Below are 15,327 nucleotides of genomic sequence, written 5' to 3' on the forward strand. Positions count from 1 at the left end.
AGTTGGTGCCATGAGCGAAACGCATGTCAAACCACTTTCACAGCTCGTAGAAGCCGGTTGGGCACAAGCCTTGGCCGACGTGGAACCGGATATCCACCGTATGGGTGACTTTCTGCGCGCCGAACACAGAGCCGGACGCCGTTATCTGCCGGCGAGTCGCAACATTTTACGAGCTTTCACTATACCCTTCGATTCAATCAAGGTGCTGATCGTCGGGCAGGACCCTTACCCCACCCCGGGCCATCCGGTAGGATTGAGCTTCTGCGTGGCCCCTGACGTTCGGCCCGTACCAAAAAGCCTGCAAAACATCTATAAGGAGATGCACGACGACCTCGGCCTTCCGATTCCGCAAAACGGTGACCTGACACCTTGGTGCAGTCAGGGGGTCATGCTGCTGAACCGTTGCCTGACCGTAGGCGTTGGCCGGCCAAACAGCCATCAGGGAAAGGGCTGGGAAAAGATTACCGATGCCGCCATCACCGCTCTGAACGCACGAAAAGACGAAAACGGCAATCCAAGGCCATTGGTCGCTATCCTCTGGGGCCGCAACGCGCAAAGTCTCGAACCGCTGCTGACCAATGCCTTCATCATCAAGTCCCCCCATCCGAGCCCACTTTCGGCCTCAAGGGGATTCTTCGGGTCACACCCGTTTTCCCGGGCGAACGCGGCGTTGCAACAGATGGGAACTACCCCAATCAATTGGGGTCTCACGTCTGGCTCGACTTTACCTTCCGCTACAATGCCTCAGACAGAGCAATAAACATCCGAATCTAGAATCTAGAATTGAAGCGTCATGCCAATTTTCCCTCCTCATCCACGTTCCTCACAGCCTGCCGAGCAACAGTCTTCCACATCCATTCCAGCCCCTTCCGCGCCGAACACAGGGGTAAGCGAAGGTACCCGTGCCAAGCAGTTGGCCGACCGTATCCGCATGCGCTTCGCACAGACGCTCATCGGACAGGAGAATCTCCGTGAAGCTCTGATCACCACCATGATTGCCGGTGGCCATATTCTTATCGAATCCGTGCCGGGACTTGCCAAGACGACCGCGGCACAGACCTTGGCGACTTCGGTCTCTGGCTCGTTCCGCCGCGTGCAGTGCACGCCGGATCTCATGCCCTCCGACCTGGTAGGCACACAGATCTTCGACTTCTCCAAGCAGCAGTTCTCCACGCAGATCGGTCCGATTCATGCCAACTTCGTACTGCTCGACGAAATCAACCGTTCCAACGCCAAAACACAATCTGCCATGCTTGAAGCAATGGCCGAAGGCGCCACGACCATCGGCGGCAAGCGCATAGCATTGCCCAAGCCGTTCATGGTCATTGCCACCGAAAACCCGATCGAAGAGGAAGGCACCTTCACTCTTCCTGAGGCTCAGATGGACCGTTTCATGATGAAAGCCGTCATGACCTATCCGAGTGCCGCTGACGAAACACGCATGCTTTCGATGCTCACCCAACGCGGAACCGATGTGGTCGACCCTACTGCCCCGGCACAAAATGCCCTGAGCATTGCTGACGTCGACTTCCTGCGTGCGGCGGCACGTCGGGTGCATGTTTCGGAAGCCATCATGAATTACGCGGTCGATCTGGTGGCCACTTCGCGCGGCGCCGGCAGCCACCCCATCAAGAACCTTGCGGCCAAAGTGCGTCTTGGTGCAAGCCCCCGCGCCTCCATTTCGCTGGTTCGTATTGGACAGGCGCAGGCGCTTTTGAACGGGCGTGACTATGTGATTCCCGAAGACGTCAAGATGTTCGTTCACGAAATCATGCGTCATCGAATTCTCCTGACCTTTGAAGCCCAAGCCGAAGGCCTGAACACCGATCAAATCATCGATTCCATTGTCGAAACGGTGCCTGTTCCATGAGTTCCGACCCACGTCAAACCTCTCCGGAGGCCAGAAAAGTGCGCAGGAAAATCGAAACGCTTTCCTCGACGCTGTCTCTGCCTACGGTACGTCGTGCCTTGGGGGTGCTCGAAGGCGAACATTCCTCGTCACGGCTTGGTGGAAACAATGATCCGATGTCCACCAGAGACTACACCTTTGAGGACGAGGCAAGGCTCATCGATTGGAAGGCCAGTGCGAAGCTGGGGCACCCAATGGTCATCGACCGCGAGCGTCTGGTGACGTCCCGAGTCCATCTGCTACTCGATAACGGGCTGGAAATGGAAGGTCGCACGTCGTCGGGGGAAAGCGCGATAGAGGTCGCCAGCAACGCCATGTGCATGTTCGCGGCTCTGAGCGCCCGGCGCCACGACAGAATCTCACTGGTATTCGGCGATAGCAAAAACATCATCCGCAAACCGTTCAAAGGCGGGCTGGCTCAATTCGAACAGGCCATCGACAACGGAGTTGGTGGAGAACAACGTCCTCCCCGCAACTTTGAAGCCTTGCTCGCCTACGCCCGAACGCTCAACGACAAAGGATCGCTGGTGGTCATCGCCACGGACGAACATGCCTTGAGCCAAGATAATCTTCATTCCTTGCGACTTATCGCGGCAATGCATCCACTGATGCTTATCGATGTAGCTACCCTGAACCCGTTCAAAAAAATCCCGTTCGGAGAAATCACGGATGGACTGAACGGACGACGAATTCCTGCATTCCTGATTTCGGAACAATCGGCGAATGCCGTGGATACGCATCGGCGGTATCTGACCGCCCAATTGCAAGAACACCTTAAAGCAAGTGGGACGACACTGATCCGTGCGGTATCCAGCGAAGACATGTTCTCCCAATTCATTCATTTGGTAAGTGTGACGTTGAAACAGACTTCGTTCGCTTCCTTCGGGCCCTCCTCCACCGTTGCGGGAGGAATGGCATGATTGTATCGATACACCTTCTGCAAGCAAACAGCGCAAACTTGGCCGAATACAAACCCGAAGGCCTGATTGCCATGCCGACGGCTCTTATTGTGGCCTTCATCGTTTTTCTCGCGGCCGCCGTCATCCTGATCATCGCGATATTGCTGCTTTCAAGGCCCAAAAAACAGATCTCCGCCAAAGTCCACGGCGCCCATAGTACACAGAACGACAAAACGGCGTGGCGTAAACGCATCAACAACATCGTAGAACGTCATATGAGGGGCGAACTGACCAGAGACGCCGCTCTGCGTGACCTGGCGCAGGTGGCGCGTGATTTCGCAGGAGTAAAAACCAACAAAGACATGAGCTCATATACCCTTGCGGACATCAATCATCTTCCCGTCTCCCAGGCGTCTGACCCGGGGATGAAACTCCTACGAGCGACGATCACCGCCCTATATCCTCCGGAATTCGCCGACGCGGAGCGCCATGCGCAGGCCCGCGCCACCACCGTGGAACAGGCCGCCGAATGGGTTTCTAACCTGATTGAAAGGTGGCGGAAATGAACCTCGAATGGCATTGGCCTTGGGCCGGCGCAATAGGGCTCGTTGCCGCAATCGTTCTCATTGCAGCATGGTTGTTCGTGTCTTCGCGACATCATAGCGACACGCCGCAGATTCCGGTCTTCGACCTCGATGAGGATCTCAATACCGAACATGTGGGCGAACTGTTCCGGCAGTGGCGCGTGTTGGGACGGGTCGCAGTGGCGGTTCTGGCCGTTTCGCTGCTGGTTTCGCTGGCCACCGTCTCAAGACCTTCCACCGTTGACGAGGCCGACGAAAGGGCCTCCAACCGCGACATCGTCCTGTGTCTGGACGTTTCCCCGTCGATGCTTTCCTACGATCATGAAGTCCTCGCATCCTATCAACGCCTTATTTCCAATTTCAAGGGCGAACGCATCGGGCTGAGCCTCTTCAACTCAACTTCACGCACGCTTTTCCCTTTGACCGATGACTACCAGTTGGCCTCCGGCCAGCTCAAATATGCCGGTGACATCCTCGGGCGAATCTCCTCGCAGGACAAGATTGACAAGACCAATGACCGCACTCTGCAAGAATTCTCCGATCTAATCGACGGCACGCAGAACCGCAAGGACCAGACCAGCCTTATCGGTGATGGCTTGGTCAGCTGCGCTGCAATGCTACCCGGCTTCACGTATGGCAAGACGGGCCGTTCTCAAAGCGAGGCCGAGAAAGCGTCCATCGTGCTGGCAACCGATAATTTTTCCGGCAAATCTACCTATACGTTGAGATCGGCCTTGGATCTGACACATAAGGCAGGCATCGTGGTCGATGGATTGTATGCAGGCCCTGCAAGCAGCGAGAACGACGCTTCAACCATCGAGATGCAACGTGACATCACCTCACACGGCGGTTCGTATTTTTCCGTCCATTCGGGCAAACCGATAGACAATCTCGTGCAGGCGATTGAAAAACGAAAGAACCGTGACGAAGAGAAAATCCGTAAGGCCGCTTTGGTGGATGCCCCCGGCTGGTGGACATTGGCATTGGCGCTTCTGGTGGCTCTTTGGATAGGCTTTGCTTGGAGGCTCAAACGATGAACCTCGACAATCTTATGAACTTACGCTTCAACCCTGCTCTTGGATGGCCCGTCGGCATTGCCGTCGCGGCGATCATGATCGGTTTTGCCATTGCTGTTGTTGTGGTTCACCGCCGTAGGAAAGGCGAAAGCGACGAAACCGTGTGGGCCTGCGTCCGTCGTTGCGCCATCTGCATCATCATCGCGATTCTGGCGTTGACCCCTTCCACAATCGCCAGCACGACAAGCAGAGCGGTGAACACCACCGATGTCGTTATCGCCACCGATGTGACCGGCTCGATGGCCGTTGACGATGCGCAATATGGAAGCACAAAAACGATGACAAGACTGGATGCGGCCAAGAAGGCCATTGACGACCTGACCGGAATCTACGACAATTCCAGCTTTGCAGCCGTGCATTTCGGCGCAAGCGCGACGTTGGATGTACCCTTGACACCCGATATCGGAGCCATCCGGAACTGGGCCACAGGGCTCAAGACGGAACCGACCGCGGTATCCGCCGGATCCAATCTGGATGCTCCCATCGACCCGTTGCTGGTGACGCTCAAACAAATGCGCGCCGCGCATCCACACGACAAAATCGTTCTGTATTACATATCAGACGGAGAACAGACTTCTGCTAAACCGCGACGCACTTTCTCGTCACTTCGACAGTATCTCGACGACGCCTTCACCCTTGGCGTCGGCAGTGAAAAAGGCGGTCAGATCCCCGAAGTCAACGCAGGGACCAGTGATTCTTCAAGCGATCAAACCGATACCAACGACCACGGCTGGGTAAAAGACCCCGCCACTGGTCAGCCCGGAATCTCGAAAATGAATGAGAAAAACCTGACGAATATCGCCGATGAAATGAGCGGTAAGTGCATCGTGCTCGATAGCGCACACAAACTCGACAAGTCCTCAGTGGCCGCAGTATCCAAGCACTTCAGAACTGTCGACACCCCCAAACAGCGTGAACGCGTGATGCCGGTGGTCTGGCCCTTCTCCATAGTCTTGGCCCTTCTTTTAGCCATGGAAATGGGCAGCTGGCTGGTGAATTCAAGGAGGCTGCTGTGAAGAAGAACAGGAATGAAATCCAAGCCGCTCCTTCGCCTCCCGCCGCGCTTACAACACCGACCGCACTGGCCAAAGCAGCCAAAAAACACAAAAACCAGCGTAAGGCAAGTCCTTCAGAAAGCTCTCAAATAAAAGATGAGAAACGCCAGGCCATGGTGTCATTGCCGGTTCGAATCGCCATGGGTGTGATTGCGGTCATCTTCCTTGTCATCGCCGGAGCGCTACTGGCAAACATGACGGCCATCGACACATACAACCAAGCCACGGCTTCGCTTAACGCCAGCATCGAATACTCCAAGAAGCCCAATGCCGATCCACAACGGGTCAAGGCACAGCTCGACCAGGCCAATGCCCAATTCCAACAGGCCCGTCGCATGGGGATACTTCTGACCCCAAACACGAAGCAACTCATCAATGTCAACAGCGACATTTCCAGCAAACTCACCACTTCCACCGAGCACAAAATATCCAATACCAGCGGCGATGGGAACACAACCAAAGGCAAAGGAAACAAAAAAGGATCACAATCATCCAATTCCGGCAACAACAGCACCCAAGGGCTGACCGATGAGCAACGCAAGCAGGTCGAGGAAACGCTCAAGGCCAATCAGCCCAACGGAGCAGTAAACGGCGACAAGAAAACCCCGACGAAAAGCGATGACAGCACCAACGTCAAACCGTGGTGAAGATGGTCGTTGCAGACAACGGGTTGCGCTAAGGTAAGGGCTTATGCAGCTGACCCAAATTTTACCGGCAATCGCGTTGACTTCACTGGACGGACGTTATCATAAGCAGACCGTCCCACTTGTCGAATACCTGAGCGAACCGGCATTGAACCGCGAACGCATCACCGTCGAGATCGAATGGATGATTCTCCTGGCCAATGGCTTCGATGGCAACGGCAACAGGCCGGTTCTCGAGGGCATTAAACCGCTTACGGACGCTGAAATCAGATATCTGCGTTCCATTCCTGAAGTTTTCGGGGCAGAAGGCATCGCCCGGCACGCAGCTTACGAGGCGAAGACGCATCATGACGTCAAGGCCGTCGAATATTACATCGACGACGAGCTGGACCGTGCATCAAGCGTTCTCGTGGCCAATACGCAACTACCGAACCTCAAGACCTTGGTACATTTCGCCTGCACCTCAGAAGACATCAACAACCTGGCCAATGCCCGTTGTGTCAAGAAGGCCATAACCCTAGTCTGGCTTCCCAAAGCCCGAGAGCTCACAGATTTCCTGGCATCCAAGGCCGAAGAGTTCAAAGACCTGCCAATGCTCGCATTGACCCACGGCCAGCCAGCCACACCTACGACGCTGGGCAAGGAACTGGCGGTTTTCGTCCACAGGCTTAATCGTCAGTTGAAGCATATCGGAAATCAAGAATACCTGGGCAAGATCAATGGCGCCACCGGCACATTCGGCGCTCATACCGTGGCTTGCCCCAATGCCGACTGGCTCGCCATCTCGCGTGAATTCGTGACCAACCGCATGGGGCTGACATGGAACCCACTGACCACCCAGATCGAAAGCCACGATTGGCAGGCCGAACTCTACGGCACCATCAGCCACACCAATCGCATCCTGCACAACCTCGCTGTGGACATCTGGATGTATATCTCCCGCGGTGTCTTCGCCCAGGTTCCGGTAAAAGGCGCGACCGGATCGTCGACCATGCCGCACAAGGTCAACCCAATCCGTTTCGAGAACGCCGAGGCGAATCTCGAGCTTTCCTGCTCATTCCTCGACACGCTTGCCAGCACTTTGGTCGAAAGCCGCTGGCAACGCGACCTCACGGATTCCACCACGCAGCGCAATATCGGCGCAGCACTCGGTTATTCGCTTCTCGCGCTTGACAATCTGCTCGGCGGGCTCAAGTCCATCCATCCCAATTTTGATGTCATCGCACGCGAGCTTGACGAAAACTGGGAAGTGCTCGGCGAACCCATACAGACTGCCATGCGAGCTCAGGAATTCGCAGGACGCAAGGGCATGGAACGTCCGTACGAGAAAGTCAAGGAACTGATGCGCGGCAAAAGCATATCCAAAGCCGATATCGAGACGTTCATCGATTCTTTGGACTTCGACGAGGCAACAGCCGCCCGCTTGAAAGAGCTCACCCCGCAGACGTACACAGGTCTAGCCGCACGACTCGTAGGTTTTGACAGGCAATGAGTGACAAAACGCCCTCTTCATCAGTCCCGGAGGGATCTTCTTCATTAGCAACCGATCCGGCATCAGATTTTTCAGGACTGACGCCGGATTCCGTCAAACCTGTTGATTCACCTACGTCAGAGATGCCAAGCCACCATCCTGGGATTGACATCGATGACGTCGCTCCCCAGCGAGCACACAATGCCAACGATCTGCTCCATGCTGTCGGAGCGCTGATACTCGCGGTCGTTGTCATCGTGTTCGCCACTTATCTGCACGGCATCACAGCCGGTGTCGAACACGACGCCAAAACCGCCGGACAGGCCTTCACTTGGTTGATGGACCTACCATTTTCCATTCTTCAACAATTCCTGAGCTTCGCCATCATTATCAGTGTGCTGATTCACCTGCTCATCAACAGGGAATGGTTCCAGTCCGCAGTCTCGGTCGTGGCGCTGTTTTGTGGATACGCCTTCATTCTCGGCCTCTCCTTTGTGCTGGCTCATCTGGGAGTACCAGCGTTGATAGATGCTCTGCAATCCAGTGAGGGCGCAGGGCCGGCGATGCTGCCAGACTTCTATGCCGGCATCGGCGCGTTTCTGACCGTGGCCGGGCCGAAACGTTCCCGCTCTTCGGTCAAATGGAGCTGGAATACGCTCTTTATCACTGCAACCGTGTTCATTATCGTCTCGTGGCATTCGGTCGCCGGCACTATTGTCTCTTTCGCCGTGGGACGCATTATCGGGCTGATATTGCGCTTTGCGATGGGGACCAGAACACAAGGACTCTGGGGATCGGGAATCGTTCAGGCAGTGGGCAACATCGGCCTGCGCCTTATCGAGCTGCACCGACGTGAAGACGACAACGAAACCGGAGCCCTCAGAACTCGGCTTGATGACGATCTTATCGAAAACTCACGTATTTATGACGCAAAAGACGAACAGGGCAAGCACTATATCATCTCCGTACTGGATTCCCTGCCACACGCCGCCGGATATCTGAACCAACTATGGCAGGGCCTGCGGTTCACCGGCGTCGCCACACGTCGCGACCGTTCCGCAAGCGATGCCATCCATCACCATTTCTCGATGCTGCTCGGGCTCAAATCATGTGGTCTAACGACACCTACTCCCTACGGGGTGATGGACAGTGAAGAATCCTCACTGCTCGTGTTGGATGTCGACGATACCCCAAGCCCAATCGAGCTCGACAGCCTCACCGAAAACGAAATGGTCGATTATATGGGTTACCTCGCCAAGGCGAACAGGAGAGGCTACACCCACCGACGTATTACACCTGATACGCTGGCCGAGATCCATGGCGAGCACGTCATCGTAGGATGGCAGAACGGCGACTACGCCAGCGGAAGCACCAATCTGGCCATGGACAAGGTTCAGCTCCTGGTGTTGCTCGCCACGCTGAGCAATCCTCAACTGGCCATCGAAGCAGCGTTGAAGGTATGGGATCGACAGACTTTGATCTCTCTGGCACCTTTCATCCAGAAAGTCGCCATTCCCTCGGCCACCAAAAACCTCCCCAGTTGGACCAAACAGCTGCTTGGCGAAGTGCGCAATGGGGTGAATGCGCTCGATCCTCACGATGAGGTCGAAGCCGCCGAACCGGTGACGCTGGCACGTTTCAACGTCAAATCGTTCGTCTCCATCACGTTGCTCATCATCGCTGTCGCGGTTATATTCACCCAGTTGAGGCCCAACGAGGTCATCAATGCGGTCCGACATGCCAATCTCGCTTGGGCACTGGTCTGTCTCCTACTCTCGATGCTTGCATGGGTGGGCTCGTCAATCACTCTCGGTTCGTTCATGGACAGTGGGAAACGGCACCCCTTCGACCTGTTCTGTTCGCAGGCCGCATCCGGTTTCACTGCGGTTTCTATGCCTGCCGGTGTAGGCCCCGCGTTCGTCAACCTTCAGTTCCTGCGCAAGAACGGTTACAAGAACACCGCGGCCACCGCCATCATGTCCGTGACTTGGGTGGTGCAGGGTTTGACCACAATCGTCCTGCTCCTGATCATGGGTTTGTTTACCGGACGAAACATGCTTTCTGGCATGGTGCCGACCAACACACTAGTGGTGGTCATTGGTGCCATAGTGCTCTTGTTGTGCCTGTGTATGGCTATTACACCAATTCGGCGCATGATTGTCGACAAATATCTGCCTATCCTCCGTTCCTATGCCCACCAATTGGTTGAGGTCCTTACGCAGCCACAAAAACTGGCCATCGGTATTTTCGGAGCACTGATTTTGAATATCGCCACGGGTCTTGGTTTCTGGGCAGCGCTGATGGCATTCGGCACATCGTTTAATCCATTGGAGACCATCTTCGTCTTCCTTTTGGCCAATACGCTCGGCAGCGCGATGCCCACCCCCGGCGGATTGGGAGCGGTGGAAGCGGCATTGACTTTTGCGTTCACATCCGTAGGTGTGCCGCCGGCAGTTGCATTGAGCGCCACTTTGCTCTATCGTGTCGGCTTCTACTGGCTACGCATCCCCATCGGAGCCCTGGCGATGAAACGACTTGACCACCGCAACCTGCTTTGAACGCTGTGAGATGGAGATTTTTCATCATTTTGGAAATGTCAACAGAGACGTGCAGCAGAGCCGAAAATCACAGCCTGAAGTGCATTCGGATGATTTTTCATCGAAATACACTAAAAATGACCTCTGCAAGACCCCAAATCTTTACAAATCGACGAAAAAACTACCGTAATCCGCGGTATTTGGCGAGACTTTGAGCTAGAATGAACTACTGAAACGTGGCTTTCAGCAAACAGAAAGCCCCTAATCAAGAAGGATTCTTCATGGCATACAACAAGTCTGATCTCGTTTCGAAGATTGCACAGAAGTCCAACCTGACCAAGGCTCAGGCCGAAGCGGCCGTCAACGCCTTCCAGGATGTGTTCGTCGAGGCAATGCAGTCCGGCGAAGGCCTGAAGCTGACCGGTCTTTTCTCCGCTGAGCGCGTTCGTCGTGCCGCTCGCACCGGCCGCAACCCGCGCACGGGTGAAACGATCAAGATTCCGGCATCCTACGGTGTCCGCATCTCCGCTGGCAGCCTCCTTAAGAAGGCCGTTGCCTCCAAGTGAGACAATCATAGGGTCATTTGATCTTCCAAACCTCCGATTGAAATTTAACCGGAGGTTTTTTCATGCGTTTTTCACATGTTGAAGGTTATAAAGCCTACGGGATAGTATATAGACGGCAAAAAAGAAAACAGGCAGGTAGATATGACGACTAATCCAAGGGCATTGGCGCTCAAAGTGGCTCAGGTGACACAGGATGCCGGCAAACACGCACTTCACGATCAGATTAATCCCCAGGATTTTGCGGAATTCGAAATTCCGTCGACTTTCAGGCAGCTGGGGAGCACCATCGACAAGAAGCTCATCGCTTTCATCGAAAACCGTCTCAACTATCTTGAACCATATGACGGCATGTGGCGCGACAGGCCGGAACATGCCAAACCAGGCGACCGTTTCTGGTGTGTTGGTCCAATCGACGGGGCTATCAATTTCCGACGAAATATGTCGGAATGGACTATCACCGTCTCGCTGTTCGAATTCAATGACGAAGGTTCTGCACAGCCGATTCTGGGCGTTGTTCATGCTCCGGCACTCGGACTCACCTATCTGGCGGCTGAGGGGCAGGGCGCCATCCGCATCCGTCGCACACCGATCGGAGAGAAACGTGGAAAGGTGCTCCCTTCGACGACCAGCAGCCTGACCGGTTCCGTCGTGAGCTTCGGCATGTCCCATGTCCCCGCGGAATCCGAACGGGCATTCAATGTCCTAAGCAAAATCGCCGGCAAACCCGCCGACGTCAAACGCATCGGCCCCGTCTCGCTCGACCTGTGCAAAGTGGCAGACGGTACTTATGACGCCTATTTCGAGCCCCATCTGCATCGTTGGGACATTCCCGCGGTCTCGGCCGGTACCGTCGTGGTGCGTCAGGCACAAGGCAAGGTGAGCCGTTGGAACGGCAAACCTATCCACTGGCGAAGCGAGAACGATATCGTAGCCACCAACGGGCCGATTACCGATGATCTCAAGCCATACCTCGTCAACCTCGCCTATCCGCTCCAGTAAGCGAGCAAAAAACATCAAGTGCCGCTTCCTTGAATCGATAGGTGCAGAGGCGAATATCAGTCAATGAACAAGGCGAGGTGCTCGATGACACTTGCGCTAAAGTGAATAAAGAACCATCAATTTTAGGCAACTTTCACAGCACGATTGTGCTTTTGTTGTCTGGTATAAGGAGAGACATGGCACAGCAGTTTGCACAACAGCAGCATCGTAGCGAAGAGCCTCAATCGCAAGCCCAAGACGAAACCCAAAAGACCAACAAATCCCAAGAGCAGGAAGACGCCTTGGATGCCGTACTTGACGATATTTCCTCGACGTTGGAAACCGATGCGGAAACCTACGTTTCGAGCTTTGTGCAGAAAGGCGGCGAGTGATGCCGCAGCTGCGTGACAGCAGCAATCAAGGACCCGGCAATCGCACGTCGCGCTCCCCCGAATACGATTCGTTCCACCGTATTTTCGGCATTGAAACCGAATACGGGGTCTCGGTGACCGGGGCGAATCAGCCTTGCGACCCCGGTCAGGTTGCGATGATGATGTTCGCGCCGATACTTTCACGTTCGAGGTCGACTAACACATACTTGGAGAATGGCTCACGGCTGTATCTTGACGTTGGCTCCCACCCCGAGTATGCCACGGCTGAGGCACGCGACCCAGACTCAGCGCTGACGCAGGATCTGGCCGGTGAACAGATTATGCGACGTCTCGCCATCGGCGCGCAGGAACGGCTGCGCAAGACGCATGGCGAACATGCCGCCATCCACCTGTTCAAAGACAATGTGGACTCGGCCGGCCATGCATTCGGCTGCCATGAGAACTATCTGGTGCGGCGTTATGTTTCTCTACCCATCATCAAGGCACAGTTGCTGCCATTTTTGGTAACCCGCCAGCTCTTCACTGGTGCCGGAAGAGTGACGGAAACCGGATTCGAAATCACGCAACGCGCCGCATTCCTCGACGAAGGGGTATCTTCCTCCACCACCCGTTTCCGACCGATGGTCAACACACGCGACGAGCCACATGCCGACCCGGACGAATTTCGCAGACTTCACGTCATCATCGGCGATTCCAACCGCTCGCAGTGGGCAACCAAGATGAAACTGGCCACCACTCATCTGGTGCTTTGTGCCGTCGAATACGCGGCGAAACATGATACTGCCTCAGGATTCGAATGTTGTACTCTTATCGATCCAAGCGGCTCGAACAAGGCGATGAGTGCCGACCTGAGCTGTGGAAAACCGGTAATGAAAGTCGAAGATCCTGACTCATTCCGGTCGAAACAGCAAAAGCTTGGGCTGAAACCTTCAGTTTCGAGTGGCGAAATTCATTCAAACCTTGTCACCGCTTTGGAAATCCAATACCTGTATCTCTATGTTGTTTCACGATTTGTTGAATCTCATCACGATGAAATCGAGCAATCTCTGCCGAACACCGACTGTGACGATATCCTGCGTGAATGGAAGCAGGCACTTGATGCCTTGTCCGCCAATGATTTTGCAACACTTTCCAATCGTGTCGATTGGGTCGCAAAGTACCAGCTTCTGAACAAAATGAAAGAACGCAACCCTTCACTTTCGTCTGCACGGGCGCGGCAAATCGATATGAACTACCACGACATTGTCAACGGAAGCATTTATCCATCGTTGGTTGGTCATGGATTGATGGAAACGTTGGTAGACGATGACGCTGTCGAATATGCCATCGAAAATCCACCAGAAGACACTCGGGCGACATTGCGCGGTGGCTTCGTCCATCAGGCTTTGGCCGCAGGTGCCACATTCAGCTGTGATTGGACGCATCTGAAAACGACAGCTCCAACCCGTCACGAAGCCGAACTCATCGATCCGTTCGCCTATATGCCCGATGCGGATTTTCAGCAGCTTATTGCAAATCTATAAGTTCGCCTGCTTTGCGAGCCGTTGTAGAGTCTGTGCGGCGGACTCGTGGTGGGACTCGGAATAGGCGAGCGACTGCTCACAGGTTCTTTTGGGCCACCGGGCGGAATCAGAGATGTCGAGTGAAAAAAGATGGGCGGACGAGCGGGCCATTCGGTTGCCTTCCGAATCCGTCGTATAGTCGGCGGATTGGTTGTCCTCGTCGCCTTTATTTTGCGATACGGTGAGATGCGACCAAGACGCGGCGACTACCTCCTTCGGGAAACGCATGATGATTTCGGCACGCAGCCAGGCACGGGTGTCTTCCGGAGGCTTTGAGACGGCACGCTGCACCTCAACGTCAGCTTGGCCTTGACCTTCGTTCGGGCTTAGCGGCACACGCTCGGTCTGGGATTGCAGACGCGAGAACACCGAGCGTGAGGGGTCCAACGCGGCCCAGCTCAGGTCCAGTGCGGCCAGCTTAGGGTTGGACCAAGCGGTATCGGTTTTGCGGCGCAGACGCTCAAGCAATTGCCATTTGAGTAGCCATTCTAGGCGCGAACCTTCGTCGGCCATCCTAAGCCTCTTGTCATCGTTGGCATGACGCACCGCAGCCACATCCATCAACGCCTGCTGCCACATCACCATGATGCGTTTGGTCGGCTCATCGGGCCACAACGGTTCTCCTCTGCTGTCGCTTCCGTATGTCGCCGCACCTTGTGCGGACACTGCCGAAAGCAGACGCACCTGAATTTGCCAGGCAGTCGTGCCTCCACCTTTTTCAATCGGCAAATGAGCGGCCAATGTCAAATCATGTGAGACCGTGTGCATCGCCTCCACCGGATCGACCAGATGCAAATCCGCAAGCAAGCCGTCAAGGTCGCATGCGGAATCATCGGTATCGGCGCGTTCGAGCAACCACAGCACCATGCTGGTCGTGCCCAGCTTGAGGACCTGTGGCACGTCCATGCGGTTGGCATCGCCGACGATGACGTGCAGTCGGCGATAGTCGCCGGTGACGTGGGATTCGTCGCGGGCATTGACGATCGGACGGTCAAAGGTGGTCTGCAAGCCGACGATGGAATGAACGTAATCAGCGCGCTGGCTCAACTGGTAACCGGCTTCCTCGCTCTTTTCGCCGATGCCGACACGGCCCGAACCCGTGTATATCTGACGTGAAATAAAATGCAAAGTCATCAACGCAGCCACACGGTCGAACGGAACCTTTCGCAGCATCATATAGTTTTCGTGCGTTCCCCAGCTCGCGCCTTTCCCATCCACGTTGTTGCGGTGCAGGACGATATGGGACCCTTTACGTTCATTGACTGTTTGTGCTGCCTGAAACATAATTCGGTCACCGGCATGGTCGTAACACACGGCCTCAAACGGATCCATCGTCTCCGGTGCCGAATACTCGGGATGCGCATGGTCGACGTAGATGCGACCACCGTTGGAGGCAATGACGTTGACAATCTGCCGTTGTGGCTCGTCGGTCAGCATATCAGGCCGTGCGGCGGCACGAGGCAGACGGGTGCCGCGAGCATCGTTCAAGGGGTCTTCTTGCCGGTAATCCCAGCGGATATGCTGCGTTTCGGGATTCGCGGCACCGCTGACCACATCGAATGAAAGCTGAACCGGGTTATAACGGTCAGCTTCAAGGTCCGAAACCGCATATTCCGTCTCGGTTCCCATCATCCTGCGTACACTCATCGTCTCA

At 55.2% G+C, this 15,327-nt stretch carries 14 protein-coding genes; 13 read left to right on the forward strand and 1 reads right to left on the reverse strand.

From position 1 onward, the window contains the following. Positions 1–10: 10 nt before the first annotated feature. The 13 genes from OZX70_RS05350 (at position 11) to OZX70_RS05410 (ending at position 13,634) form a co-directional block, all read left to right on the forward strand. Entirely contained in the window at positions 11–760 is a 750-nt protein-coding gene (locus OZX70_RS05350; protein ID WP_277179659.1) for a uracil-DNA glycosylase, read from the forward strand. A 33-nt stretch (positions 761–793) separates the two neighbouring features. Next, positions 794–1,870, forward strand: a complete 1,077-nt coding sequence (locus OZX70_RS05355) for a MoxR family ATPase (RefSeq protein ID WP_277179662.1) — start codon at positions 794–796, stop codon at positions 1,868–1,870. Further along, positions 1,867–2,829 carry a DUF58 domain-containing protein gene (locus OZX70_RS05360; RefSeq protein WP_277179663.1) on the forward strand — a complete coding sequence of 321 codons (963 nt, stop codon included), beginning with the start codon at positions 1,867–1,869 and terminating at the stop codon, positions 2,827–2,829. Before OZX70_RS05355 ends, OZX70_RS05360 begins: the two co-directional genes overlap by 4 nt. A 38-nt stretch (positions 2,830–2,867) precedes the next feature. Next, the gene (locus tag OZX70_RS05365; protein WP_277179665.1) at positions 2,868–3,374 is read left to right on the forward strand and encodes a hypothetical protein; all 507 of its coding nucleotides are present in this window, start codon (positions 2,868–2,870) and stop codon (positions 3,372–3,374) included. Beyond that, complete coding sequence (locus OZX70_RS05370; RefSeq protein WP_277179667.1) at positions 3,371–4,429, forward strand: VWA domain-containing protein; 1,059 nt, start codon at positions 3,371–3,373, stop codon at positions 4,427–4,429. Before OZX70_RS05365 ends, OZX70_RS05370 begins: the two co-directional genes overlap by 4 nt. Continuing rightward, positions 4,426–5,484, forward strand: coding sequence for a vWA domain-containing protein (locus OZX70_RS05375; protein WP_277179668.1), 1,059 nt, complete (start codon positions 4,426–4,428; stop codon positions 5,482–5,484). Before OZX70_RS05370 ends, OZX70_RS05375 begins: the two co-directional genes overlap by 4 nt. After that, positions 5,481–6,170: a DUF6466 family protein gene (locus tag OZX70_RS05380; RefSeq protein WP_277179670.1), complete on the forward strand. Its 690-nt coding sequence runs from the start codon at positions 5,481–5,483 to the stop codon at positions 6,168–6,170. Before OZX70_RS05375 ends, OZX70_RS05380 begins: the two co-directional genes overlap by 4 nt. Before the next feature lie 43 nt (positions 6,171–6,213). Then, positions 6,214–7,659: an adenylosuccinate lyase gene (gene purB, locus OZX70_RS05385; protein WP_277179672.1), complete on the forward strand. Its 1,446-nt coding sequence runs from the start codon at positions 6,214–6,216 to the stop codon at positions 7,657–7,659. Further along, positions 7,656–10,196: a lysylphosphatidylglycerol synthase transmembrane domain-containing protein gene (locus tag OZX70_RS05390; RefSeq protein ID WP_277179675.1), complete on the forward strand. Its 2,541-nt coding sequence runs from the start codon at positions 7,656–7,658 to the stop codon at positions 10,194–10,196. The genes purB and OZX70_RS05390 overlap by 4 nt, the downstream gene beginning before the upstream one ends. Positions 10,197–10,456: 260 nt before the next feature. After that, entirely contained in the window at positions 10,457–10,741 is a 285-nt protein-coding gene (locus tag OZX70_RS05395) for an HU family DNA-binding protein (RefSeq protein ID WP_033521170.1), read from the forward strand. 141 nt (positions 10,742–10,882) lie between these two features. Next, entirely contained in the window at positions 10,883–11,740 is an 858-nt protein-coding gene (locus tag OZX70_RS05400; RefSeq protein ID WP_277179677.1) for an inositol monophosphatase family protein, read from the forward strand. A 176-nt stretch (positions 11,741–11,916) separates the two neighbouring features. Beyond that, the gene (locus OZX70_RS05405) at positions 11,917–12,111 is read left to right on the forward strand and encodes a ubiquitin-like protein Pup (RefSeq protein WP_277179679.1); all 195 of its coding nucleotides are present in this window, start codon (positions 11,917–11,919) and stop codon (positions 12,109–12,111) included. Beyond that, positions 12,111–13,634, forward strand: coding sequence for a proteasome accessory factor PafA2 family protein (locus OZX70_RS05410; RefSeq protein ID WP_277179682.1), 1,524 nt, complete (start codon positions 12,111–12,113; stop codon positions 13,632–13,634). The genes OZX70_RS05405 and OZX70_RS05410 overlap by 1 nt, the downstream gene beginning before the upstream one ends. On the opposite strand, the gene dop is transcribed toward OZX70_RS05410, so the two are convergent. Then, the gene (gene dop / locus OZX70_RS05415; RefSeq protein ID WP_277179684.1) at positions 13,629–15,320 is read right to left on the reverse strand and encodes a depupylase/deamidase Dop; all 1,692 of its coding nucleotides are present in this window, start codon (positions 15,318–15,320) and stop codon (positions 13,629–13,631) included. The two genes, OZX70_RS05410 and dop, sit on opposite strands and share 6 nt — an antisense overlap. Positions 15,321–15,327 lie beyond the last annotated feature (7 nt).

Origin of the sequence: Bifidobacterium sp. ESL0732 (assembly GCF_029395535.1) — a bacterium.
Lineage (GTDB): Bacteria > Actinomycetota > Actinomycetes > Actinomycetales > Bifidobacteriaceae > Bifidobacterium.